Source organism: Roseomonas alba (assembly GCF_019430885.1).
In the GTDB taxonomy this organism is placed as follows: domain Bacteria; phylum Pseudomonadota; class Alphaproteobacteria; order Acetobacterales; family Acetobacteraceae; genus Neoroseomonas; species Neoroseomonas alba.
Window position 1 is genome coordinate 1 of record NZ_JAHYBZ010000006.1, and the last position, 23,458, is coordinate 23,458.

Annotated in this window: 21 protein-coding genes; 10 read left to right on the forward strand and 11 right to left on the reverse strand. The window is 69.8% G+C overall.

Annotated elements, in window-relative coordinates; translation table 11 throughout:
- The coding region (locus KPL78_RS16855; RefSeq protein ID WP_408904487.1) for a hypothetical protein at window positions 1-447 on the reverse strand (447 nt) is incomplete at its 3' end.
- Between the two features lie 170 nt (window positions 448-617).
- On the opposite strand from KPL78_RS16855, the gene KPL78_RS16860 reads away from it, so the two are divergent.
- Window positions 618-2,420 carry a PHA/PHB synthase family protein gene (locus KPL78_RS16860; protein ID WP_219764157.1) on the forward strand — a complete coding sequence of 601 codons (1,803 nt, stop codon included), beginning with the start codon at window positions 618-620 and terminating at the stop codon, window positions 2,418-2,420.
- Between the two features lie 79 nt (window positions 2,421-2,499).
- Here the strand turns inward: KPL78_RS16860 and galE are convergent, their stop codons facing one another.
- Window positions 2,500-3,492, reverse strand: coding sequence for a UDP-glucose 4-epimerase GalE (gene galE / locus KPL78_RS16865; protein ID WP_219764158.1), 993 nt, complete (start codon window positions 3,490-3,492; stop codon window positions 2,500-2,502).
- Between the two features lie 73 nt (window positions 3,493-3,565).
- On the opposite strand from galE, the gene mepA reads away from it, so the two are divergent.
- Both mepA and KPL78_RS16875 read left to right on the forward strand, forming a co-directional pair.
- Window positions 3,566-4,402: a penicillin-insensitive murein endopeptidase gene (mepA, locus tag KPL78_RS16870; RefSeq protein ID WP_219764159.1), complete on the forward strand. Its 837-nt coding sequence runs from the start codon at window positions 3,566-3,568 to the stop codon at window positions 4,400-4,402.
- A 200-nt stretch (window positions 4,403-4,602) separates the two neighbouring features.
- Window positions 4,603-5,733, forward strand: coding sequence for an ABC transporter ATP-binding protein (locus tag KPL78_RS16875; RefSeq protein ID WP_255569131.1), 1,131 nt, complete (start codon window positions 4,603-4,605; stop codon window positions 5,731-5,733).
- Window positions 5,734-6,045: 312 nt separating this feature from the next.
- Here the strand turns inward: KPL78_RS16875 and KPL78_RS16880 are convergent, their stop codons facing one another.
- From KPL78_RS16880 to KPL78_RS16895, 4 genes are all read right to left on the reverse strand, one after another.
- On the reverse strand, window positions 6,046-6,951 hold the full coding sequence (locus tag KPL78_RS16880; protein WP_219764160.1) for a PHP domain-containing protein: 906 nt from the start codon (window positions 6,949-6,951) through the stop codon (window positions 6,046-6,048).
- Window positions 6,952-7,260: 309 nt separating this feature from the next.
- Window positions 7,261-7,854 carry a peptidoglycan L,D-endopeptidase MepK gene (locus KPL78_RS16885; protein WP_219764161.1) on the reverse strand — a complete coding sequence of 198 codons (594 nt, stop codon included), beginning with the start codon at window positions 7,852-7,854 and terminating at the stop codon, window positions 7,261-7,263.
- Between the two features lie 2 nt (window positions 7,855-7,856).
- Entirely contained in the window at window positions 7,857-9,401 is a 1,545-nt protein-coding gene (locus KPL78_RS16890; RefSeq protein WP_255569133.1) for a L,D-transpeptidase family protein, read from the reverse strand.
- Window positions 9,402-9,459: 58 nt separating this feature from the next.
- Entirely contained in the window at window positions 9,460-10,833 is a 1,374-nt protein-coding gene (locus tag KPL78_RS16895) for an NAD(P)/FAD-dependent oxidoreductase (RefSeq protein WP_219764162.1), read from the reverse strand.
- Between the two features lie 79 nt (window positions 10,834-10,912).
- On the opposite strand from KPL78_RS16895, the gene KPL78_RS16900 reads away from it, so the two are divergent.
- Window positions 10,913-11,395, forward strand: a complete 483-nt coding sequence (locus tag KPL78_RS16900; protein ID WP_219764163.1) for a hypothetical protein — start codon at window positions 10,913-10,915, stop codon at window positions 11,393-11,395.
- A gap of 11 nt (window positions 11,396-11,406) precedes the next feature.
- On the opposite strand, the gene KPL78_RS16905 is transcribed toward KPL78_RS16900, so the two are convergent.
- The 4 genes from KPL78_RS16905 to KPL78_RS16920 form a co-directional block, all read right to left on the reverse strand.
- Entirely contained in the window at window positions 11,407-11,703 is a 297-nt protein-coding gene (locus KPL78_RS16905) for a (2Fe-2S)-binding protein (protein ID WP_219764164.1), read from the reverse strand.
- Window positions 11,684-12,793: an NAD(P)/FAD-dependent oxidoreductase gene (locus tag KPL78_RS16910; protein ID WP_219764165.1), complete on the reverse strand. Its 1,110-nt coding sequence runs from the start codon at window positions 12,791-12,793 to the stop codon at window positions 11,684-11,686. The genes KPL78_RS16905 and KPL78_RS16910 overlap by 20 nt, the downstream gene beginning before the upstream one ends.
- A 415-nt stretch (window positions 12,794-13,208) precedes the next feature.
- A complete protein-coding gene (locus KPL78_RS16915) occupies window positions 13,209-13,817 on the reverse strand; it encodes a glutathione S-transferase family protein (protein ID WP_255569134.1) in 609 nt (202 codons plus the stop codon).
- A gap of 41 nt (window positions 13,818-13,858) precedes the next feature.
- Window positions 13,859-14,758, reverse strand: a complete 900-nt coding sequence (locus tag KPL78_RS16920; protein WP_219764166.1) for a LysR substrate-binding domain-containing protein — start codon at window positions 14,756-14,758, stop codon at window positions 13,859-13,861.
- 163 nt (window positions 14,759-14,921) lie between these two features.
- Here KPL78_RS16920 and KPL78_RS16925 point away from each other — a divergent pair, with 163 nt between their 5' ends.
- Window positions 14,922-16,172 (forward strand): MFS transporter, encoded by a 1,251-nt coding sequence (locus KPL78_RS16925; protein WP_219764167.1) that lies wholly within the window; start codon window positions 14,922-14,924, stop codon window positions 16,170-16,172.
- Window positions 16,173-16,465: 293 nt separating this feature from the next.
- Window positions 16,466-17,803 carry an aspartate aminotransferase family protein gene (locus KPL78_RS16930; protein WP_255569135.1) on the forward strand — a complete coding sequence of 446 codons (1,338 nt, stop codon included), beginning with the start codon at window positions 16,466-16,468 and terminating at the stop codon, window positions 17,801-17,803.
- On the opposite strand, the gene KPL78_RS16935 is transcribed toward KPL78_RS16930, so the two are convergent.
- On the reverse strand, window positions 17,804-18,553 hold the full coding sequence (locus KPL78_RS16935) for an SDR family oxidoreductase (protein WP_219764169.1): 750 nt from the start codon (window positions 18,551-18,553) through the stop codon (window positions 17,804-17,806).
- Window positions 18,554-18,637: 84 nt separating this feature from the next.
- On the opposite strand from KPL78_RS16935, the gene KPL78_RS16940 reads away from it, so the two are divergent.
- The 4 genes from KPL78_RS16940 to KPL78_RS16955 all read left to right on the forward strand — a co-directional run bounded on the left by KPL78_RS16940 (window position 18,638) and on the right by KPL78_RS16955 (window position 23,445).
- Window positions 18,638-20,047 carry an amidase gene (locus KPL78_RS16940; protein ID WP_219764170.1) on the forward strand — a complete coding sequence of 470 codons (1,410 nt, stop codon included), beginning with the start codon at window positions 18,638-18,640 and terminating at the stop codon, window positions 20,045-20,047.
- Window positions 20,048-20,153: 106 nt separating this feature from the next.
- A complete protein-coding gene (locus KPL78_RS16945) occupies window positions 20,154-20,936 on the forward strand; it encodes an enoyl-CoA hydratase (protein WP_219764171.1) in 783 nt (260 codons plus the stop codon).
- A 74-nt stretch (window positions 20,937-21,010) separates the two neighbouring features.
- A complete protein-coding gene (locus tag KPL78_RS16950; protein ID WP_219764172.1) occupies window positions 21,011-22,036 on the forward strand; it encodes an amino acid ABC transporter substrate-binding protein in 1,026 nt (341 codons plus the stop codon).
- A gap of 296 nt (window positions 22,037-22,332) precedes the next feature.
- Window positions 22,333-23,445: an LLM class flavin-dependent oxidoreductase gene (locus KPL78_RS16955; protein WP_219764173.1), complete on the forward strand. Its 1,113-nt coding sequence runs from the start codon at window positions 22,333-22,335 to the stop codon at window positions 23,443-23,445.
- Window positions 23,446-23,458 lie beyond the last annotated feature (13 nt).

Here is a 23,458-nt window from a genome sequence, read left to right on the forward strand (position 1 = left end):
CTGCGCCGCGGGCGCGGGGGCCGGCCTGGCGGGCGGCGCGGCCGGCCGCGGCGCGGGCTGTGCGGCCGGCGCCACCGGATCGACCGGATCCCAGGTGATTCGCGGCGCACGGGCCAGGGCGGGCGGCGTAGGCGCGCGCATGGGCATGCTGCGGTCGCCCTCGGTGCCCGCGGAGCGCGGCTCGACAGGCCGCATCTCGGCATCGAGGGGATTGCGGCTGCGCTGGCGTTCCTCGGCCAAGGCGGCCGTCAGGGCGTCCCGCACCGCGATGTCGGGCACGGTCGGCCGCGGCGGAATCGTGCCGAGATTGGGAAATTCCGCGTCGGCATGCGGCGGCGCGTCCCGGCCTTCGAAGGCCGGACCCCAGAGATGGCTCCATAATGGGCCGATCTGTTCGGGCCCCTGCCCACCCGTGCAGCCGGCAAGCGCCACCAGCGCGCCGGCCATGCCGAGGCGCCGCGCTTGATTGGCCGCTGCCCGGCCCCTACCGTGACGGGGTCTTGCCCCGCGGTCCTTCCGACCGGTCATGCCGCTTCTGTCGCCATTGCGGCCCAGCGGTACCCCGAATCGGGCGGCACGCGAAGGCCGGGTCGCCAGTCCTCGCACCGGAAAGCCTGATGGCCGAAAAAGAAAATCCGAATGGTACGTCGTTCCGCCTGCCGGACCCGGCAGTGGTCAGCCGCACCATGGCCGACGTGGCGGAGCGCGGGCAGCGCATCGTCTCGGACTTCCTGAAGCGCCAGGCGGGTACGCCCACCGATCCGGACCCGCTGAAGATCGGCCATGCGTTCCTTGAAATGACCACGCGGCTGATGGCCAACCCGTCGCGGCTGGTCCAGGCGCAGCTTGGCTTCTGGCACGATTATCTCACCCTCTGGCAGAACACGGCGCGGCGCATGCTGGGCGACGAGCCCAAGCCGGTGATCGCCGAGGACGACAAGGACCGCCGCTTCAAGGACGACGCCTGGCGCGAACACGAGGTCTTCGACTTCATCCGCCAATCCTACCTGCTCTCCGCCCGCTATTTCCGTTGCGTGGTCGAGGGGGCCGAGGGCCTCGAACCCCATACCGCGCAGAAGGTCGATTTCTACACGCGGCAATTCGTGGATGCGATGAGCCCCACGAACTTCCTGATGACCAACCCCGAGGTGCTGCGCCGCACCGCCGAATCGGGCGGCGAGAACCTGCTGCGCGGCCTGTCGAACCTGCTGTCGGACCTCGAACGCGGGCGCGGCAAGCTGCGCATCCGCATGACCGACGACACCAAGTTCAAGGTGGGCGACAACATCGCCGTCACCCCGGGCAAGGTCGTCTATCAGAACGACCTGATGCAGCTCATCCAGTATGCGCCGACCACGGAGCAGGTGCTGAAGCGGCCACTGCTGATCATTCCGCCCTGGATCAACAAGTTCTACATCCTCGACCTGCGGCCGAAGAACAGCTTCATTCGCTGGGCAGTGGCGCAGGGCCACACCGTCTTCGTCATCTCCTGGGTGAACCCAGACGAGAAGCTCGCCGAGAAGGGCTTCGAGGACTACATGCGCGAAGGCCCCTACGCCGCGCTCGACGCCATCGAGAAGGCGACCGGCGAGAAGGGGGCCAACGTCATCGGCTATTGCCTGGGCGGCACCCTGCTCGCCTCGACGCTCGCGCATATGGCATCGAAGCGCGACAGCCGCGTGAAGTCCGCGACCTTCTTCACGACCATGGTCGATTTCGAGGAGGCCGGCGAGCTCGGCGTCTTCATCGACGAGGAACAGCTCTCCTCGCTCGAGGAGAAGATGAACAAGGTCGGCTACCTCGAAGGCCGCGAGATGGCGACGACCTTCAACATGCTGCGCGCGAACGACCTCATCTGGTCCTTCGTGGTCAACAACTACCTGATGGGCCAGGAGCCCTTCCCCTTCGACCTGCTCTACTGGAACGACGATTCCACCCGGATGCCGGCGAAGATGCACAGCTTCTACCTGCGCCGGATGTACCAGCAGAACGACCTGGTGAAGCCGGGCGAGATCGAACTCGACGGCGTGAAGCTGGACCTGCGCAAGATCAAGCTTCCGACCTACATCCTGTCCACGCGCGAGGACCATATCGCACCGTGGAAATCGACCTATCGGGCGACGCAGATCTACAAGGGGCCGGTGCGCTTCGTGCTTGCCGCCTCGGGCCATATCGCGGGCGTGGCCAACCCGCCCGATGCCGGCAAGTACAGCCACTGGGTCGGCGACGAGATGCCGGCCGATCCCGAAGCCTGGTTCAAGGGCGCGACGGAACTCGCCGGGTCCTGGTGGCCGGACTGGCATCGTTGGGTGTCGGGGCTGGACAAGGCGACGGTGCCCGCCCGCATCCCTGGCGACGGCGGCCTGCCGGCGATCGAGGACGCGCCGGGCGCCTATGTGAAGGTGCTCGCGACGGATTGAGGGGCCCCGCGGACGGCGGGGATCCTTCGTCAGGGACCGAGGCCCGTGGAATACGGAGGGGCCTCGCCCCTCCAGGCCCTCACCGATCGTCATATCCCTTGGGGTGCGCTTCCCGCCACGCCCAGGCGGTGCGCACGATATCGTCCAGGCTGCCGAGCTTCGGCTCCCATCCGGTCTCCGCCCGCAGCCGGTCGGACGCCGCCACCAGCACCGCCGGATCGCCCGCCCGGCGCGGCCCGATGCTATGCGGCACCGGTCGCCCGCCCACGCGCTCGACCGCGGCGATGACCTCCTTCACCGAGGCCCCGTTGCCGCTGCCGATATTGTAGCGGCAGGACCCATGCGTCTCGAGCCGCGTCAGCGCCGCGAGATGCGCCGTCGCGAGATCGGTCACATGCACGTAGTCGCGGATGCAGGTGCCGTCAGGCGTCGCGTAGTCGTCACCGAACACCGTCAATGCCGGCCGCCGGCCGAGCGCCGCGTCGATGGCGAGCGGCACGAGATGCGTCTCGGGGTCATGGTCCTCTCCGGCGCGTCCCTGTGGGTCCGACCCGGCGGCATTGAAGTAGCGCAGCGCGGCATAGCGCAGCCCATGGATGCGCGCGGCCCAGTCCAGCCCTTCCTCGACCATGCGCTTGCTGTCGCCGTAGGGGTTGGACGGCGCGACGCGGCACGCCTCGTCGATCGGCACGCGTTCGGGTTCGCCGAACAGCGCGGCGGTGGAGGACAGCACGAAGCGCAGGCAGCCGGCCTTGATGGCCGCCTCGGCCAGGCGCAGCGAATGCCCGACATTCTCGGCGATGTAGTGCAGCGGCTCACGCATCGATGCGCCGACCAGCGACAGCGCGGCGAAATGCAGCACGGCATCGAAGCGCCAGGAGGCGAAGACCTCGGCGAGGCGCTTCGTGTCCGCGAGTTCGGCCTCGACCAGCGTAACGCCGGCAGGCACGGCTGCGCGATGGCCCTGGGAGAGATTGTCGAGCACCACCACCTCATCCCCGCGGTCGAGCAGGGCGAGCACGGCATGGCTGCCGACGAAGCCGGCACCGCCGGTCACCAGGTATCGGGACAAGACAATCCTCCGGCAGGCATAGTCATCGAACGGGGCGTTTCCGTCCGGGTCAGATGTGCTTTAGCAATCGGGCATGGGCAAGGCAGTTCTCGGCGCGCTGGTCGCGCTGCTCGCACCCGTCGTCGCGGCGGCACAAGGCATCTCGCGCGCGGAATCCTGGGGCGCGGTGGCGACGGCCGCGCCGGGGCCGGTCCGCATCATCGGCAGCACGGGACTTGGCTGCATCGCCGGCGCCGTCGAACTGCCCGATGAGGGGCCGGGCTGGCAGTCGGTCCGCGTCTCCCGCAATCGTCATTGGGGCCACCCGGCCATGGTCGCCTGGGTAGAGGCCTTCGCCGGACGCGCGCATGCCCGCGGCTTCCCGGATCTGTGGATCGGCGACCTATCCCAGCCGCGCGGCGGGCCCATGACCTTCGGCCATGCCAGCCACCAGGCCGGGATCGACGCCGACATCTGGCTCGACCTGAACCCCAAGCCCTTCGTGCCGGCGGCGCAGCGGGAACGCATCCCCGAGGTCTCGCTGGTGCTGCCCGACGGTTCAGGCGTCGACCCGGCGCGCTTCACCGACCGGCATGCGGCGCTGATCCGGCTGGCGGCGGAAATGCCGGGGCTCGACCGGCTACTGGTGAACCCGGCGATCAAGCGCGAATTGTGCCGCCGGCATGGCGGCGAGGCCTGGCTGCGCCGCGTGCGTCCCTGGCGCGGTCACGATTCGCACATGCATATCCGCCTGCCCTGCCCGGCCGGCCAGTCGGAATGCCGGGGCATTGCGCCGCCACCGGCCGGGGATGGCTGCGACGCGACGCTCGACTGGTGGTTCACACCGGAGGCCCGGCGCCCGCCGCCACGGCGGCCCGGGCCTGCGCCGGTGATGCCCGCGGCCTGTGCGGGCGTGCTTTCGGCGCCTTAGAGCATTTTTCGCTCACGCCCGAACGGCACCGGCCACCACCACCCGGCCAGCCATCCAGGACACTGCCGCCGGGTGGCCGGTGGGGGTGCGGGCCGGTGCCGTTCGGTCGAAAGATGCTCTAGATCAAGGCCGCGTCATGACTCTGAACTGACGTCGTTCCGTCACATCATCATCACGATCGCGGGGCTACAGGCAGCATCATGCCCGCCTCGGCCCCCGACACCATGCTGCCCGAGCGGTACAGCGGCTACGGCCCGCCGCCGGCGCCGCATCTGGAACTGCGCGATATCGGCAAGCAGTTCGGCAGCTTCGTCGCGCTGCATCGCATCAACCTTGCCGTGCAGGCGGGCGAGCTCGTCACGCTGCTCGGCCCCTCGGGCTGCGGCAAGACGACGCTGCTGCGCGCCATCGCCGGGCTCGACCCGCCGAGCAGCGGCCGCATCCTGATGGCCGGACGCGACGTGACCGAGCTGCCGCCGGCCGCGCGGGACATCGGCATCGTCTTCCAGTCCTATGCGCTGTTTCCCAACCTGACCGTCGCGCAGAACGTCTCCTATGGGCTGCGCGGACCGGCTTGGCCCAAGGTCCGCGCGCGGGAACGCACCGCCGAGCTCCTCGCCCTCGTCGGCCTGGCCGACCAGGCGGCCAAGCATCCCGGCGCGCTGTCCGGCGGCCAGCAGCAGCGCGTGGCGCTGGCCCGGGCCCTCGCGCGCGAGCCCGGCCTGCTGCTGCTGGACGAGCCGCTTTCCGCCATCGACCCGCTGGTGCGGGATCATCTGCGGCAGGAGATCCGATCCCTCCAGCAACGCCTCGGCGTCACCACACTCCTGGTGACGCATGATCAGGAGGAAGCGCTCGGCATCTCCGACCGCGTGGTGGTGATGAGCCGCGGGCGCATCGCCCAGGTCGGCACCCCGGCCGAGATCTACGACAGCCCGGCCGATCCTTTCGTCGCCGGCTTCGTCGGCCGCGCCAGCCGCATCGAGGCCGTGGTCGACTCCCCGCCGGGCATGCTGCAGGCCGGCCCGCACCGCCTGATGGCCGAGGCGGCCCGCCCGCTGCTGTTCGGCACGCGCGTGCTCTGCTTCCTGCGCCCGGAGCATCTGCGCCTGCACAAGCGGGACGCGGCGCCGGCCGGATCGCTGCCGGCGATGGTCACGGGCGTGGAATTCCTCGGCCCGATCTGCCGCATCGCGCTGGAGGCACGGCCGCTGCGCCTGCTCGCCACGGTGACACCGGAGGTGCTGGCCTCGCTCGAGGCGCAGCCGGGCGCAACATTGGCGGCCAGCCTCCCGGCGGAGCACCTGATGGTCTTTCCTGACGAGATCTGAGGCCTCGGCGGGGGAATCGGGCGGGGCTCTGCCCCAATCGCGCGAAGATCAGGCGCAGCAAGGGATTGGAGCACCTGGAACGCCATCTGTTGGCACTGGGCGCGCCAGACATGCTGCCTCCCTCCCAGCGCGTTTCGGGCACAGAAGTGGGTCTCGGCGCCATTCCGACCGGCGCGCCCGGAGCCAAGTCGAGATTTCCAAAGGCCTTTCGGCCTTTGGCGGGTGGGGGTTCGGGGGAGGGCAGAGCGCTTCCCCGATCCGCCATCGTCACAGTCTTCGCGCGCATGGGGCGGAGCCCCTACAATCGCCCTTTCAGCCCTGAAAGAACACCGGGTTCGACCAGGCCCGCCGCCCCAACGCGTCAGCCACCACAATGCGCGCAAAGCCGCCGGGACGGAGCTTTTCCAGCGGCAGGCTGGCCCGCGTCGTGCCCGGCTCCACGCATTGCGTCGCGCGCGACCCGCGCCCGAGCACCATGACCGAGGCCGCCGGCGAGCAGGTCACCGTGACGCTGTCCTCGCCCCAGGCGATGTCGTGAATGGTCGGGCCCTGCGTCGCGTAATAGGCGCCCGCTTTCAGCGCGGCGAGCAGCGCCTCGGGCTCGTTCGCCACGGCCTTCACCATCAGCCAGCCGCCGAAGGCGTCAGGGCAGGCGAAATGGGCATCATCCACCGCGATCAGTCCGATCCGCCGCCCACCAGCCAGCAGCGCATCGGCGTATTGCACGCTATCCCCACGCTCGGTGCGGAGCTGGGCAGTGTGGTTGTAGATCTCGACCGCATGGGCGTCCGGGATCGCCGCGGCGTCGTCGACTGTCAGCCCATACCAGCAGGGATGGGGAATGGCGACGAAGGCCCCCGCCTGCAGAGCGCGGGCAGCGAGGGCCGCCCCGCCCTCGCCATCCGCCAGCGGCGCGAAATCGAGCGGCAACCCCACCGCCAGGATGTGCCAAGTCTCCCCCAGGGCGGTGGCCGGTGCATGGAGTTCCGCGCCCAGGATCGTGGTGAAGCCTTCCGTGCGGAAGGGACGGGTATCCACGATCGGATAGCCGTACTTCGCCATGAAATGGTCGGTCAGGGCGAGGAAGTCGTACCCTGCCTCCCGATAGGTCGCGCAGACCGCTTCCGGGGTCCGCATCCCGTCCGAGAGATCGGAATGGGTATGGATATTGCCCTTCCAGAAGCGGCCGGGCGAAGCGAAGGCGGGGTCGGTCAGCATGCGGGAATCCGTTTCAAGACGGCGTGCATGATCGGGCGCGCCCGGGATGGCGTCATCGGCGGCAAGATGACCGGATGATGGCGTTTCAGGGAAAGCCGGCCGGCAAAGGGGAACATTGCCTGCCTCGGTCCATCAGATGGACGCGTCATCCCCGGGGAGGCCGGATCACGGCGACGGACAGACCGCGCGACCGGTCCGATGATTCGGTGTCGATCCGACTGGAACACCACGCATCGGACCGAAGCTTGGCCCCGGGCCTTCGCCGAGGTCGAGCCCCGGAACGGCGGCACCCGTCCCGGGTCCCGCACGTCACCAGCGCCGGGCCGGCCCGCAATCCAGATGCACGAAGCCGTCGCGGCGATACAGCCCGACGCCCCCGATCTGCATATTCGCCGCGATGCGCGCGATGCCCATCGCCTGCTGCCCGGGCAGCCGCACATCCGCGGCCATCCCCGACATGTGCAGCGAGACGCGCGACACCCGCCGCGACTGGCGGGCGCGGGCCGCATTGGTCTCCGGCGCGCGATAGCCGCTGATCACCTCATAAGCCTCGTCCCCGGCGCCGAGGCGCTGGGCGACGGTGAACAGCACGTCAAACAGACGCGGGTCCATGGGCGTCGTCTCGTCGAGCGACGGATCGCGCAGCACCACGTCCAGCTTGCGCAGCGCCTCGCGATCATAGCGACCGTCGCGCCAGTAGATGCCCTCGAAGGAATCGCCGGTCTGCACCCTATGGATGCGCACGACGCGGGCGCCGCCGGCGGCCACCGCCTGCGCCTGGGCTGCAACCGGCATGGCGGCCAGCCCGAGCAGACCTCCGAGGCCGGCGCGGATCACCTCCCGCCGCCGCGCCACCACAGGGTCGCAGCAGGGGCAATCGAATCGATGGAACAGCCGCGCCATGGTCAGCGCGACCCGGTTCCGCGTGTCGCCCCCCCTTCCGCGGAAGCGACGCGCTGGCCGGTCGCACGGTCCAGGGCACGGGCGTATTCGGCATCCAGGCCATAGATGTCAGGGCGCATGGTCACTCGGCCTCCATCCACAATCACGGTGCTGTAGTGCAGCCGCACCGGGATGCTGCGCGCGAGGGGCGCGCTGCGGGTGGCACGGCTGGCGAGGACGCGGTCGACCTGCGTCCTGTCCCACGACGTGCCCGAGAGTGTCGCGGAAAGCAACTCCATGGGACGTTCGAGCCGGATGCAGCCCGAGGAGAAGGCCCGCGCCCCGCGGGTGAACAGGTGCCGGTCCGGCGTATCGTGCATGTAGATGTCGTCGCCATTCGGCATCACGAACTTGATGCGGCCGAGCGCGTTGCGATCCCCCGCATCCTGCCGGATGTAGTAGGGGAAGTTGTTCCGATTGTAGGCACTGAAATCGACGGTGGAGGGATCGACCTCGACAGTTTCGCCCTCGATGCGCTGGTAGAGGCGGAAGCCGCCGGCCTGCATGGCCGCCGGATTGCGCTGGAACCGCGGAAGCAGGTCCTCGCGCGCGTTGCGCTCCGGCACGCCCCATTGCGGATTGAACTGCACCGTCGTCATGCGGACGTTGAGCATCGGCGTCTGCCGGTCGCGCCGCCCGACGATGACCGCCATGTCGAGCAGCACACGGTCCCCTTCCAGCAGGTGCAGCCGGTAGAAGGGGATGTTCACCTCGATGCGGCGTTCGGTCGGGCGCGGCCCCTGGGCGCGGCGCATGTCGAGCGCGACGCGGAGCTGGTTGACCTTCGCCTCGATCGGAATGTTCAGTGCCGTCCAGGTGATGGAACCGACGCGGCCATCGGCCTCGAGCCCCTGATCGGCCTGGAAGCGCTTCGCCGCCTCGACCAGCGCGGTGTCATAGACCGGGCTGGCGAGGTCGGTCACCGCCGCATCCGTGGCGGCGAGGCGCGCGCGGAGCTGCGGCACGCGCTCGGCATCGGTGCTGCCGGGTTCGAGCGTGCGGCGCGTGTCGGCGGTGATGCGCGGCCAGCCGCCGGCGGCGGCCGCGGCGCGGTAGCGGGCGAGTTCGGCCTTGAGCGCGCGGGCATCGGGTGGCAGGTCGGCGGCGCGGTCGATCACCTGGACCGGATCGGAGGCCGAGCCGAGTTCCGCGACCCAGGCCGGGTAGTTCACCGACGCCGCGTCGCGCCGCAGATCCACCCGCCCGCGCAGGGCGGCAACGCGGCCGAGCAGCAGGTCGGACAGGGCGAGCTCGGCCGCCCGCATTGTTTCGGCGCGATAGCGCGCCGGGTCGGCGGTGGCGAGTTCCGGCGCCGGGACGCCGTAGAAGCGGGGGTCCAGGCCATCCTCGTCGAGCCGCGCGAGGCGCGCGGCCAGGCGCTGGACGGCCTGCTCCGAGGCATTCTGTCCGACCATGGCGGCGGCATCGGTGCCGCGGGCATAGGCCGGCTGGGACGGCAGGGCGAAGGCGGTGGCCGCCAGCAGCGGCAGGACGATGAGGGCGCGCATGATCGACAGGTAGCCCCCGATGTCATGAAAGCCAATGATCCGATGCGCTTGCGGTGCGTTATTCGCGCCCCTGTTGCATCGATTCCGCAGTCGCAGCGAGCATCCCGACACTGATCGGCTTGTAGGGCGCGCGTGGGCGCAGGGGCGGCACGTCTTCCGGCGCGACACCGCGGGCCTCGGCGATCAGGGCGGTTGTCACCGGGGCGCAGATGCGCCCCTGGCACGGCCCCATGCCGCAGCGGAGATAGGCCTTGAGCTGATTCGGGCCCGTCGCACCCATCCGCGCGGCGGCGCGCACGGCCCCGGCCGTCACCTCCTCGCACCGGCAGGCGATGGTGTCGTCGGGCGGCGTCAACAGGTCCGGCGCCGGGGCATAGAGGGCATCGAGGAAGGGCCGCAGCGCCAGTGCCTGCGCGCGTTGACCGAGCCATCCCGACACGCGGGCGCCGAAGGCGTCCTCCGACAGGCGGCCGAGACGCCGCGCGGCATCCAGCGCGGCCAGGCGGCCGGAGGCCTCGGCCACCTGCCATCCGCCGATCCCGGCGCCGTCGCCGGCCACCGCCACGCGATCCAGCGACGACGCCCCGAAGGCATCCACCACCGGCCGCCAGCAGCGCTGCGGCGCATCCCAGGCATGGTCGAGGCCGAGGGCGCGCGAGATCTGGGTCGCCGGGATCACGCCTTCATGCACCAGCAGCGTGTCGCAGGGGGCGGAACCGCCGTCCCAGGACACGCGCTCGACCTGCGTGCCGCCTTCCGCACGCAAGCCACGAACGCCGGTGACGACCTTCACACCAAGGCGCCGTGCCTCGGCGATCAGTGCGAGGCCCTTGGCCAGCATCGCCCGCCCGCGCCACAGGTCGAAGCCGGCCTGCATTGCCGCGGCCAGCGGGCTGCCGCGCCGCGTTTCCAACACCAGCGGCGGCGCGCCGGCACGGGCGAGCTGCACGGCGAGCAGCCAGATCAGCGGTCCCTGCCCCGCCAGCACCAGCGGACCCGCCGGCACGATGCCAGCCGACTTCAACAGGATCTGCGCCGCCCCCGCGCCCATGACCCCGGGCAGCGTCCAGCCCGGGATCGGAACAGGTCGTTCCTGCGCACCGGTCGCCAACAGGATGCGCCGCGCGGTCACGGCATCCGCGCCGTCGGCGGCGGACAGGCTCAGCACGCCCTCCTCCGGGTCGCAGTGCCAGAGCGTCGTCGCCGGACGGTAGTCCGCGCCGCTCGCCCGGAAGGCGGCGATCAGCGGCAGACCCGGCGCGATGTCGGGTGCCACCGCCGGATCGGAGGCGGCTGCCTCGGCGGCGCGGAAGACCTGGCCGCCGGGGGCGGCATTCTCGTCCGCGACCAGGACCGACAGGCCCAGCGCGCACGCCTCGACGGCCGCGGCCATGCCGGCCGGGCCGACACCGATGATGGCAAGGTCAAACATCAGTCTTCACACCGAAGAGCATTGTCTGACGCCGGGCGCGCGGGCAGGCTGCCGTTACGCCACCGGGATACATGCCACCATGATCTTCGACGTCACGACGCTCGTCGGGTTCCATACGGTCGTCAGCCTCATCGCCCTGGTGGCCGGTGTCATCGTGGTGTTCGGCATGGTGGGCAACGCCGCCATGCCGGGGCTGAGCGCCCTGTTCATCGCGACCGCGGTGATCACCAGCGCGACCGGCTTCCTGTTCCCGGTGGACCGGATCCTGCCCTCGCATATCTTCGGCGTGGTGTCGCTGATCGCGCTCGCCGCTGCGATGCTCGGGCGCTACGCCTATGGCTTCGCGGGCAAGTGGCGCGTGACCTATGTGCTCTGCGTGGTACTCGCGACCTATCTCGATGCCTTCGTGGCGGTGGTGCAGACCTTCCTGAAGGTGCCGGCGGTGAACGCCCTGGCGCCGACGCAGTCCGAACCGCCCTTCGCGATCGCGCAGGGCGCGCTGCTGGTGGTGTTCATCGTGCTGGCGGTGCTGGCGTCGCGGCGCTTCCGCCCGCTGGGCTGACCCCGCCCGCATCACGGCCGCGCCGCCCGCGCGCCGTGCTGGCGCGCGATGCGCATGCCCGGCGCGACCGTCACCATGCAGGCTTGGCGGTTCGGCACGCCGTCGATCTCGGCCAGGCAGTCGAAGCACACGCCCATCAGGCAGAGCGGCAGGCGCGGGCTGCCGGTGACCGGCGTCTCGCGGATGGACGGCAGGCCGGACAGCAGCACGGCCGCCGCGGCGGTCGCGCCTTCCGGCACCAGCACCAGATTGCCCTCGACGAGGACCTCGACAGTCGCCGGACGGATGTCAGGCCGCGTTCTGAACATCGAAGCGCTTCGCCGTAAAAGGGTCGAGGACAGGATCGAGCGCCCCGCGCGCGATCATCGGCGCCAGCACCCGCGCATGTGCGCCGGCGAGCGTGACACCCGAATGGCAGTTCGCCGTGAAGGCACCCGGAAAGCGTTCGGACTGGTCGTAGATCGGCAGCCCGTCCGGCGCCATGACGCGCAGCGCCGACCAGGCGCGCACGATGCTGAGCTCGCCGATCCAGGGAAATGCCTTCACCGCGCGCACCGCGATCTTCGCCATGACCGGCGGGGCCTGGGAGAGGTCGAAACCGACTTCCTCATTGCTCTCGCCGAGCAGCAGGCTGCCCTCCGCGGTCTGGCGGATGCTGGTCATGGGCATCGGCAGGATGGTCTGCGCGCGTTCCGTCACCAGCACCTGCCCCTTCTGCGGCCGCACCGGCGCGTTCAACCCGAATTGCGGCGCGAGCTCCGCATTGCCGAGCCCCGCCGCCAGCACGACCTTCGGCGCGGCGAAGGTCCCGGCCGCCGTCTCCACGCGGAAATCGTTCGGCGCCGCGGTCGCGCCGGTGACCTTGGCGTTGGGCACATAGCGACCGCCTGCATCGGTGAAGGCCTTGTGCAGTGCCCGCAGGAGCGGCAGCGGACCCGCATGCCCGTCATAGGGCGTGAAGGACCCACCCACCACCGAGGGACCGAGCCCCGGCAGGATCTCGCGCAGCTCATCCGGGCGCATCATGCGGTAGTCGAAGCCGAAATTGCCGGCCTCCTCGCGCATCTGCGCCATCCGGCGGGCGCGATCCTCGAACTCGGCCTCGGACAGGCACAGGCTGATCCCGCCCGGCTGCTGCAAGGCCGTGTCGATGCCCGTCCGCGTGGCGAGATCGTCGGCGAGCGCCGGCCACTCCGATGCCGAGCCGCGCGTCCATCGCTGATACCACGGCGCACCGAGGCCCTTCGACTGCACCCAGACCAGGCCGAAATTGCCGCGCGACGCCCGGAAGGCGATGTCGCCCTCATCCAGCAGCACGGTGTCGAGGCCCTGGTCACGCAGGCCGAGCGCGATCGCCGCACCGACCAGGCCGCCGCCGATGACGATGGCGTCCGTCATGGGGCGGGGTGCTCCGGTACATTGGAGAGGGGCTTTGCCCCTCTCCAAACCTCACCCCACCAAAGGCCGAAAGGCCTTTGGAAACCTCGACCTGGTGCTGGGCGCCGCCGGTGCGCCAAAGCGTTCATGGCATTCGCGGTGCGCGGCAGGACGTCATGGCCATCCTTTGCGACAGATGCGCCAAGCGCCAAGGGAAAGCGATCCAAGGGACCTCGCCCTTCGGGTCCGCAGAACATGATCACGGGCGACAGCCGCCCACCGCGCCCCCGCAACACGCATCCCGCACCAACGCGCGTCTCGGCACTGCGCCCGACCGCCACGCCCGGCGCCAGGTATCGGTTTCCAAAGGCCCTGTGGCCTTTGGTGGGGTGGGGTCCGGGGAGGGGCAAAGCCCCTCTCCGCGTCCGACCGCCATTCACGCGCGCCTCGGCAGGCAAACGATCCCCGGCAGTGCCGCGACCCGTGCGACCCAGGCTTTCACTCCCGGCCAGCGCGCGAGGTCGAACCCCCCTTCATCCGCCACATGCGTGTAGGCGAACAGCGCCAGGTCCGCGATGGTCGGCCCGGCATCCGTCAGCCAGTCATGCGTCGCGAGCCGGTGTTCCATCGCATCCAGCGCCTTCGCCCCGCCTTCGTCGCAGCGCGCCAGCCGATCGGCGTTCTCCGCCGCCGTGCCGAGATAGGCGCGGATGTTGCGAGCCACGGCGATGTTGGGTTCGTGGCTGTACTGTTCGAAGAACAGCCATTCGAAGACACGGGTGCGTGGCAGGCCCGGCGGGGGCAGCCAGGGCGTGCCTTCGGCGACGTGGGCCAGGATGGCGTTGGATTCCACCAGCACGGTGCCGTCGTCGAGTTCCAGGACCGGAACCTTGCCGAAGGGATTGCGGCGGAGGAAGTCGGGGCGGCGCGTCTCGCCGCCATTGGTGTCCACCTCGACCCAGGTGAAGGGCTGGCCGGTGAGGCGCAGGATCTGCGCGACCTTCCAGCAATTGCCGGACGGCGCCATGCCGTAGACGGTTGCCATGACGGGAGCCTAGGCGCGCTGCGGTGCGGCGCGAAGCCCCTTCATGAGTCCTCGCCTGCCAGATGACGGATGCGGCGGATCAGTTCGCGGGTTGCCGGCGCGCCCTCCCCGCGGCGGAAGGCGGCGACGATGTCGGCGAGGATCGGCGCGCCGCGCAGCGGGCGATAGGTCACACCCGGCAGGGCGAGCGTCCGGGTCAGGCTTTCCGGCACCACCGCCACGCCGAGGCCAAGGGCGACCATCGTCGCCACCGCGATCAGGTCGCGGCCGCGATGGGCGAGACGCGGCGCGAAGCCGCCGCGCTGCGCGACAGCCATGGTGTGGTGGTGGAAGCTGGTGCCGGCCTCCTGGTCCGGGATGACGAAGGGCTCGCCGGCCAGGGATGCGGCGGCGATGCTGTCCTCCTCGATCAGCGGATGGTCGGGCGGCAGGGCGATGAAGACCGGCTCGCGCCGCAGCCGGGCCGTGACGATGCCGGGCGGGGTGACGACCGGCGCGCGGACGAAGCCGATATCGAGGCGGCCCTCCGCCAGGGCCTCGATCTGCGGGGCGGATTCCATCTCGTGGAGGTGGAGTTCGACATCCTTGTGCTCGCGCCGCCAGGCGGCGACGGCCTGGGCGAGCACGCCAGACAGCGCGGCGGATCCGGCGAAGCCGATTTCGATGATGCCGCGCGCACCGCGCCCGGCGAGTTTCGCGACGCGTTCCGCGCGGTCGAGCTGATCGAGCGCCGGGCGCAGTTCCTCGAGGAACAGCTTTCCGGCGTCGCTCAACGCCACCGACCGCTTCGACCGCACGAAGAGCCGCGCCCCGAGCCGGCGTTCCAGTTCCTGGATCTGCTCGGTCAGGGAGGGCGGCGAGATGCCGAGGCTCTCGGCCGCGCGGGCGAAATGCAGGGTTTCGGCGACGGCGATGAAGGCGCGGAGAAGACGGAGCTCCATGGCCGGGACATTACGCTGATTATTCGGTGTCACCGAATTTTTTTGCGCCGCAGCATGAATGACAGCGTCATGAATGCTGACCTATTTTGCATCACGCGGCGGATGCGACCGCGGAAACTGCCCAAGGGAGCAGCGTTCAGCACAAATCAGGATCACCCGCTCCATGAGCAGCACTGTCGCCGGTTCCGCCATTCCCGCCTCCGCCGCCGCGGAGACACCCTTCATCGAGCGGGGATCGGCCGACTTTGTCCGCACCAGCATCGCGCTGTTCTGCGCGGGGATCGCGACCTTCACGCTGCTCTACTTCGCCCAGCCGCTGCTGCCCATCTTCTCGCGCGATTTCGGGATCAGCGCGGCGACCGCCTCGCTCGCTGTCTCCCTGCCCTGCATCGCGCTCGCCATCGGCACACTGGTCGCGGGGTCGCTGTCGGAACGCTTCGGCCGCAAGCCGCTGATGGTTGGGGCGGTATTCGGCTCGGCGGGACTGACCGTGCTGTCGGCCCTGGCGCCGAACTGGGAGATCTTCCTGCTGCTGCGCACCCTGCAGGGCGTAGCACTTGCCGGCCTGCCGGCGGCGGCGATGGCCTACCTCGCCGAGGAAGTGCATCCGCGCGCCATCGGCCTGTCGATGGGCCTCTACATCAGCGGCAATGCCCTCGGCGGCATGGCGGCGCGCGTCGGCGCCGGCCTGCTGAGCGAGGTGATGCCCTGGCATGCGGCGGTGGGCGCGATGGGCGTGCTCGGCCTCGTCATGGCGGTGGTCTTCGCGCTGGCGCTGAAGCCGTCGCGCCACTTCACCCCGCGCCGGCTGCGCCTGGGCAATCTCGCGGGCGGCTTCGTGGTGCATCTGCGGGAGAAGGGGTTGCGCGCGCTGTTCCTGACCGGCGCGCTGCTGATGGGCGGCTTCGTCTGCATGTACAACTACATCGGCTACCGGCTGATGGCGCCCGAGATCGGCCTGTCGCCGGGCACGGCAGGGCTGGTCTATTCGGTGTTCCTGGTCGGCATCATCGCCTCGACCATCATCGGTTCGCTGGCCGACCGGCTGGGCCGGGCGCGCATCTTCTGGATGAACCTGGTTGTCGTGCTGACCGGGCTGGCCGTGTCGCTGATCCCCACTGTCTTCGCGGCAGTGGCGGGGCTTGCGCTGCTGACGCTCGGCTTCTTCGGGGCGCACGCGATCGCCAGCGCCTGGGTCGGGCGGCGTGCCTTGCAGGCGAAGGGGCAGGCCGCCTCGCTCTATGTCTTCGGCACCTATGGCGGGTCCGCGGTGATCGGCACGCTCGGCGGATGGGCCCTGGAAGCCTGGGGATGGTCCGGCGTGGTCGGAACCATCGCCGCCTGCATGATCGTCGCGCTGGCCATGGCGCTGTGGCTCGCGCGGCTGAAGCCGCTCGCCGCGCCGGTGGGGTGATCAGAGGGGGCCTTGCCCCCTCCGAACCTCCCCCACCAAAGGCCGAAAGGCCTTTGGAAACCTCGACCTGGCACCGTGCGCCGAGGGCACGCACATCCCCTGGCAGCACGCACGGTGCGCAAGAGCGGGCTGCGGGGCTGATGCTGAACAGCGGTGCCCCTCGCCAACAGATTGCGGTCCAGGGGCTCCAAGCCCCTGGCGGGGCAAGGTCCGGAGAGGGGCGGCGCCCCTCTCCGGTTGACCCCCGCCGCAGTTGGCGCGAGCCTCCCCCGGACCAGCCGGAGACTATGACCATGAGCCCCCTCGACGCCCCGCGTGATGCGCGCAACAGCGACCTCGAAGCCGCGCTGATCGAAGCGCGCGAGGCCTATGTCGCCGCCCGCCCGAAGAGTGCCGAGATCCACACCCAGGCGCGCGAGGTCATGCCCGGCGGCAATACCCGCACCGTGCTGTTCTACACCCCCTTCCCCACCGCCATGCAGCGCGGCGAAGGCTGCACCCTGTGGGATGCGGATGGGCGTGAATATCTCGACCTCTGCGGCGAATACACCGCCGGCCTCTTCGGTCATTCCGAACAGCGCATCATCGCGGCCGTCGCGGCCGCTATGGCAAAGGGCCTCAACCTCGCCGCGGTGGGGGAGAATGAGGGCAAGCTCGCCGCGCTGATCTGCGGGCGGTTTCCCTCGGTGGACCAGGTGCGCTTCACCAATTCGGGCACCGAGGCAAACATCATGGCGCTGGCCGGCGCACGCGGCTTCACCGGGCGCACCGAGATCCTGGCCTTCCGCGGCGGCTATCACGGCGGGGTCTTCACCTTCCCCTTCGGCGCGCCGATTTCCCCGGTGAACCTGCCCATCCCCATGCGCTTCGCCGACTACAACGACCCGGCGGGCGCGGCGGCAGCGATTCGTGAGGCGGGCGACGCGCTCGCCGCGGTGATCGTCGAGCCGATGCAGGGGTCGGGCGGCTGCATCCCCGCGACGCGCGAGTTCCTCCAGGCGCTGCGTGATGCCACGACGGAGACCGGCGCACTGCTGATCTTCGACGAGGTGATGACCTCCCGCCATTCCTATGGCGGCATGCAGAAGCGGCTCGGCATCATGCCGGACATGACGACCTTCGGGAAATACATGGCGGGCGGCATGTCCTTTGGCGCCTTCGGCGGGCGCGCCGAGGTCATGGCGGTGTTCGATGGCCACAAGCCCGGCGCGATGCCGCATGCCGGCACCTTCAACAACAACGTGCTGTCCATGGCCGCGGGCAATGTCGCGCTCGGCGAGATCTTCGGCGAGGCCGAGGCCGAGGCGCTGTTCCAGCGCGGCGAGACGCTGCGCGAGGCGTGCAACGCCATCGCGCAGAAGCATGGGCTCGCGATGCACTTCACCGGGCTCGGGTCCATGTTGAACCCGCATTTCCGGGCCGGCCCCATCACCGCCCCCTACAAGGCGACGGTGGAGGAGGAGCAGATGCGCGAGTTGTTCTTCTTCGACATGCTCGCGGCCGGCATCTACCTCGCGCGACGCGGGATGGTCGCACTCAGCCTGCCGGTGGGGGATGCGGAATGCGACCGCTTCCTTGCGGCAGTCGAGGAGTTCTGCGCCGCGCGCAAGCCCGTGCTCGCGCCGGCCTGATCAGCGCCCGCCGCCCACAGGCAGTAGCGCGCCGTTCACGTAGGATGCGGCATCGGAGGCGAGGAACAGGATCGCCTCCGCCACTTCCTCGGCCGTGCCGCCGCGGCCCATCGGGACGCCGGACGACATCTTCGCCACGCGGTCCGGCATACCGGCGGCGGCGTGGATCTCGGTATCGATCAGCCCGGGGTTCACCGCGTTGACGCGGATGCCCTCGGCGCCGACTTCGCGCGCCAGGCCGACGGTCAGCGTGTCCACCGCGCCCTTGCTCGCGCCGTAGTGCAGCCATTCGCCGCCGCCGCCGATTTCCGAGGCGCGGGAGGAGACGTTCACGATCGCACCCCCCTTGCCGCCGAAGGCGGTGGACATGCGGCGCACCGCCTCGCGGCAATGCACCGCGAGGCCGATCACGTTCGGCATGAAGACCGATGACCAATCGTCGAAGGTCGCGTCGGCGAGGCGCTTGCGCGGACCGGTGATGCCGGCATTGTTCACCAGCGCATCAATGCGGCCGAAGACCTCGTCGCAGCGGGTGAAGGCGGCGAGGATGTCGCTTTCGTCTCCCGCATCGCCCTGCATCAGCACGACCTTCGCACCGGCGGCCTCGCAGGCCGCGGCAGTTTCCTCCGCGCGCGCGGCGGCGCTGCGATAGGTCAGGACCAGATCGTAGCCGCGCTGCGCCGCGAGCCGCGCCGTGGCCGCGCCGATACCGCGCGTCCCGCCTGTCACCATCATCACGCGCCGTGTCATGCCGTTCCTCCTCGTTCCGCCTGTCGCCATCTTGCCCCTCTGCCGGGCACGGGCAAGCATGCGCGCCACGACGGAGAGTCCCCCATGCCCCTGCCCGCCCCGCAATCCTACGCGCCAGGCACCTTCCAGCCGCTGACCTTCCATGACGCCGTGCCACGCTTCCGCGACGGCAGCGACACGCCGCGCGCCTATCTCGAACGTTGCCTGGAGACGATCGCGGAACTCGAGCCGCAGGTGATGGCCTTCGCGCATCGCAACGAGGCCGGCGCGCGCGAGGCCGCCGATGCATCCACCGCGCGCTACAAGGCGGGCGGGGCGCTGTCGGCGATCGACGGCATGCCGATCGGCATCAAGGACCTGATCGAGACGCGCGACATGCCCACCGAAATGGGCAGTGCCTTCTACAAGGGGAACAGCCCGGGCCGCGATTCCGCGCTGGTTCAGGCGCTGCGCGCGGCGGGCGCCGTGGTGCTGGGCAAGATGGTGACGACCGAGCTCGGCATGTCGCATCCCGGGCCGACGCGGAATCCCTTCGACCTGCGGCGCACGCCGGGCGGGTCGTCTTCTGGGTCGGGGGCCGCGATCGGCGCGCGCATGCTGCCGGCGGCGGTCGGCACGCAAGTGCTGGGCAGCGTGATCCGTCCTGCCTCCTTCAACGCGAACTGGGCGCTGAAGCCGACACAGGGCGGCATCAACCGCGGCGAGCGCCAGGGCTACAGCCAATCGACCGTCGGCATCCATGCCGGCAGCGCCGAGGACATGTGGTCCGTCGCCATCGAGATCGTGAAGCGCGTCGGCGGCGACCCGGGCGCGCCGGGCCTCTACTGGACCGGCGACGACTTGCCGCCCGCCTTCAAACCACGCCGCCTCGCCGTGCTGGAAACGGAAGGCTGGGCCTTCGCCGAACCGGCGGCCAAGGCGGCCTTTGAGAAGGCTCTCGACGCCCTGAACGGGCAGGGCGTGACCATCCTGCGCCGCGGCGACCACCCGCTGCTGGAGACGCTGGAACAGCGTATCCTCGGCGCGATGGAACTCGCCCGCGACGTCTGCGCCTATGAGAGCGCCTGGTCGGTCGCGAACATGATGGCGAAGAACCCCGATGCGCTGTCGGACAGCCTGAAGGCGCGCTTCGAGCTCGGCTGTTCCATCACCCTGCCGGAATATCGCGGGCGGCTGCTGCAGCGCGAGGAGATGCGCCTCGCCCAGGCCGCCCTGGCCGGCGAGGTGGACGGCTTCATCGGCCTGCCCGCCTGCGGCCCGGCGCCGCTGCCGGGCGATACCGGCGGGTCGTCCAACCGCATCGTGCACACGACGGGCAATCCGATCATGAATACGGCGAGTTCCGCCCTTGGCTGCCCGGTGGTCACGGTGCCGGTGATGGCGGTGGACGGCATGCCGCTCGGCCTGTCGGTGACGACGCAGCCGCACCAGGACGAACGCGCCGCCGCGATTGGCCGCTGGATCGCGGACGCCATTCCGCCGATCATCGTCTGAGAAACCGTCTGGAAGGTCCGGCGCCTGGTTCTACCCGGCCACCCATCCGGGACACTGTCTTCGAATAGCCGGCGCCGGGCACGGATCCGCGCCGAGGGAGGAAGCGATGACCGAAATCGAAATGACCGACCATGATGGGCTGCGGACCATCCGCATCGCCCGTCCCGAGAAGAAGAACGCCCTGACCCGGGCCATGTACGCCACCATGGCCGAGGCGCTGCGTGACGCCGCGACCGCGCCCACCGTGCGCGTGGTGATGATCACCGGCGGATCGTCCTGCTTCACCTCCGGCAACGACGTGTCGGACTTCAAGGCACGGGGCGAGCAGCAGGCGGAGGTACCCTCGCCGGCACGGGAATTCCTCGCGGCGCTGCGCGCCTGCCCGAAGCCGGTGGTCGCCGCCGTGGCGGGCTATGCCATCGGCATCGGCACCACGCTGCTGCTGCATTGCGACTTCGTCTATGCGGCGGACAGCGCGGTGTTCCGCATGCCCTTCGTCGATCTGGGCCTGTGCCCGGAAGGCGGCTCGTCGCTCGTCGTGCCGCAGCGCGCCGGGCAGTTGCTGGCGAATGAATTGCTGATGCTGGGCGACGCCTTCAACGGCGAGACCGCCGTGCGCGCCGGCATCGCCAATGCGGTGGTGCCGATCGCAGAGCTGTTCTCGGTCGCGGAAGGTGTCGCGCGCAAGCTCGCCGCCAAGCCGCCGACCGCAATGCAGACCACCAAGCGCCTGCTGCGCCAGGCGGAGGAAGCGCGCCTCACCACCCACATGGTCGAGGAGTTCGCCCATTTCGGCGCCCTGCTGCGCGGGCCAGAGGCGGCCGAGGCCGTCGCCGCCTTCCAGGAGAAGCGCAAGCCCGACTTCACCCGCTTCCTGGCCGCGGAATAGCGCGCGGCCGAGGCAGGACTAAACTGCTGATCAGGCCGGCACCTGACCCTTCGCCGGCCCATGGAGGAACGACCATGAATGTCACACGATGGATCGCGGCGGCTGCCGCGGGACTGGCCCTTGCCTATGGCGCGCCGGCAATGGCCGGTGCCACGCTCGACGGCGTGAAGAGCCGCGGCGTCCTTGCCTGCGGCGTGAATGTCGGTGTCGCCGGCTTCTCCCTGCCCGACAGCCAGGGCGTCTGGCAGGGCATGGATGCCGATCTGTGCCGCGGCCTGGCCGCGGCGGTGCTGGGCGATCCCAGCAAGGTGCGCTTCGTGCCGCTCACCGCGGTGCAGCGCTTCACCGCCCTGCAATCCGGCGAGATCGACGTGCTGATCCGCCAGACCACCCTGTCGATGACGCGCGACACATCCATCGGCCTGCGGCTGACCGCCGCGAACCTGTATGATGGCCACGGCTTCATGGTGCGCCGCGACGCCAACATCCAGGACCCGAAGGAGATGGACGGCATGACCATCTGCCTCTCCCCGGGCACGACGAACGAGCTGGTGACGACCGACTGGTTCCGCACCAACAATCTGCACTTCACCCCGGTGCTACAGGAACGCATGCAGGACAATGCGATCTCGCTCCAGGCCGGGCGGTGCGACGCGATCGGCACGGATGCCACGCAGCTCGCTGCGCTGCGCAGCCAGTTCACCAATCCGAACGACTTCGTGATCCTGCCGCAGCGCTTCTCGAAGGAGCCTTATGGTCCCGTCGTGCGGCGCGACGACCCCGAATGGTTCGACGTGGTGCGCTGGACGGTCTTCGCGCTGATCAACGCGGAAGAACTCGGCGTGACCAGCCAGAATGCCGAGGAGATGCGCCGCACGAGCACCAACCCCGAGATCCGCCGCCTGCTGGGCGCCGATCCGCTGCTGGGCAATGCGCTGCACCTCGACCCGGCCTGGGCCTACAACGCGATCCGCGCCATCGGGAATTACGGGGAGCTGTTCGAGCGCACCCTCGGCCCCAACACGCCGATTGGGCTGGAGCGCGGGCTGAACCGGCTCTGGACCAATGGCGGGCTGATGTATTCCTGGCCCATGCGCTGATACCGACAGCCCGGTTTCCTGACCTATGGAGCCGGGAGGGACTTAGGCCCAGGCGCGCGAAGGCAGGGCATGGACGGAGATGGGGAGGGGCAAGGCCCCTCCCCGCAGTGCCGCGACGGGAACTCCATCTTCGCGCAGATGAGGCAGAGCCCCGCCAACTCCGCCCGTCCGGGGCCGGGCGCCCACATTCGAGAGAGTGAAGAAAAAAGACGTCGCTTCGCGGTTGCGCCTCGCCCCGGGCTGGGCTGATGATCTCCGGCAATCGGCAAAGACCGAGGTGAAGGAGGAAGCAACCGATGGAATTCGGCTATTTTACCATGCCGTCCCATCCGCCTGAGCGCGGCCTGAAGGCAGGCCATGACTGGGACCTGCAAGTGATCCGCTGGCTCGATGAGATGGGCTACAGCGAGGCCTGGATCGGCGAGCACCACACCGCTCCCTGGGAGCCGCATCCCTCGCCCGACCTGCTGGTCGCGCAGGCGCTGATGCAGACGAAGCGTATCCGCCTCGGCCCCGGCGGCTTCCTGCTGCCCTATCACCATCCGGCCGAGCTCGCGAACCGTGTCGCCATGCTCGACCACCTGTCGGAAGGACGTTTGAACTTCGGCGTCGCGGCGTCGGGCCTGCCCTCCGACTGGGCGATGTTCAACGTCGACGGCATGTCCGGACAGAACCGCGACATGACGCGCGAGGCGCTCGACATCATCCTGAAGATGTGGACCGAGGACGGGCCCTGGCATGTCGACGGCAAGTACTGGAAGGTCGACAAGCCGGACACGATGTTCGGTTTCCTCAAGCCGCACATCAAGCCATTGCAGGCGCCGCATCCGCCGATCGGCGTCGCCGGCCTGTCGAAGAATTCCGACACGCTGAAGCTTGCCGGCGAACGCGGCTTCCTGCCCATGTCGCTCAACCTCAACCCGGCCTATGTCGCCTCCCACTGGGACAGCGTCGAGGCCGGTGCGCGCAAGTCCGGCCGCACCCCCTGGCGCGGCGACTGGCGCCTGGTGCGGGAGGTCTTCGTCGCCGAGACGGACGAGGAAGCCTGGCGGCTTTCGGTCGGCAACATGATGGGGCGGATGATGGGGGAATACTTCCTCCAGCTCCTCGCCCAGTTCGGCTTCAAGGACTACCTGAAGCACGATCCGTCCGTGCCGGATTCCGACGTGACAGTGGAATACTGCGCGAAGCGCAACTGGATCGTCGGCAGCCCGAAGACGGTCGCCGAGAAGATCGAGCGCATCTACCACGAAGTCGGCGGCTTCGGTCAGCTCCTCGTCTTCGGCTTCGACTATGTCGAGAACCCGGAGGCATGGAAGACCTCGCTCGGCCTGTTGCAGACCGAGGTGCTGCCGAAGGTGAAGCACCTGACGCCGCCACGTGCGACGAGCCAGGTCGCCGCGCAATGATGCGGTCCGGGGC

Coding starts and splice junctions, on each gene's coding strand:
- KPL78_RS16860 (WP_219764157.1), top strand. CDS start 618: ATGGCCGAAAAAGAAAATCCGAATGGTACGTCGTTCCGCCTGCCGGAC.
- mepA (WP_219764159.1), top strand. CDS start 3,566: ATGGGCAAGGCAGTTCTCGGCGCGCTGGTCGCGCTGCTCGCACCCGTC.
- KPL78_RS16875 (WP_255569131.1), top strand. CDS start 4,603: ATGCCCGCCTCGGCCCCCGACACCATGCTGCCCGAGCGGTACAGCGGC.
- KPL78_RS16880 (WP_219764160.1), bottom strand. CDS start 6,951: ATGCTGACCGACCCCGCCTTCGCTTCGCCCGGCCGCTTCTGGAAGGGC.
- KPL78_RS16885 (WP_219764161.1), bottom strand. CDS start 7,854: ATGGCGCGGCTGTTCCATCGATTCGATTGCCCCTGCTGCGACCCTGTG.
- KPL78_RS16890 (WP_255569133.1), bottom strand. CDS start 9,401: ATGCGCGCCCTCATCGTCCTGCCGCTGCTGGCGGCCACCGCCTTCGCC.
- KPL78_RS16895 (WP_219764162.1), bottom strand. CDS start 10,833: ATGTTTGACCTTGCCATCATCGGTGTCGGCCCGGCCGGCATGGCCGCG.
- KPL78_RS16900 (WP_219764163.1), top strand. CDS start 10,913: ATGATCTTCGACGTCACGACGCTCGTCGGGTTCCATACGGTCGTCAGC.
- KPL78_RS16905 (WP_219764164.1), bottom strand. CDS start 11,703: ATGTTCAGAACGCGGCCTGACATCCGTCCGGCGACTGTCGAGGTCCTC.
- KPL78_RS16910 (WP_219764165.1), bottom strand. CDS start 12,793: ATGACGGACGCCATCGTCATCGGCGGCGGCCTGGTCGGTGCGGCGATC.
- KPL78_RS16915 (WP_255569134.1), bottom strand. CDS start 13,817: ATGGCAACCGTCTACGGCATGGCGCCGTCCGGCAATTGCTGGAAGGTC.
- KPL78_RS16920 (WP_219764166.1), bottom strand. CDS start 14,758: ATGGAGCTCCGTCTTCTCCGCGCCTTCATCGCCGTCGCCGAAACCCTG.
- KPL78_RS16925 (WP_219764167.1), top strand. CDS start 14,922: ATGAGCAGCACTGTCGCCGGTTCCGCCATTCCCGCCTCCGCCGCCGCG.
- KPL78_RS16930 (WP_255569135.1), top strand. CDS start 16,466: ATGAGCCCCCTCGACGCCCCGCGTGATGCGCGCAACAGCGACCTCGAA.
- KPL78_RS16935 (WP_219764169.1), bottom strand. CDS start 18,553: ATGACACGGCGCGTGATGATGGTGACAGGCGGGACGCGCGGTATCGGC.
- KPL78_RS16940 (WP_219764170.1), top strand. CDS start 18,638: ATGCCCCTGCCCGCCCCGCAATCCTACGCGCCAGGCACCTTCCAGCCG.
- KPL78_RS16945 (WP_219764171.1), top strand. CDS start 20,154: ATGACCGAAATCGAAATGACCGACCATGATGGGCTGCGGACCATCCGC.
- KPL78_RS16950 (WP_219764172.1), top strand. CDS start 21,011: ATGAATGTCACACGATGGATCGCGGCGGCTGCCGCGGGACTGGCCCTT.
- KPL78_RS16955 (WP_219764173.1), top strand. CDS start 22,333: ATGGAATTCGGCTATTTTACCATGCCGTCCCATCCGCCTGAGCGCGGC.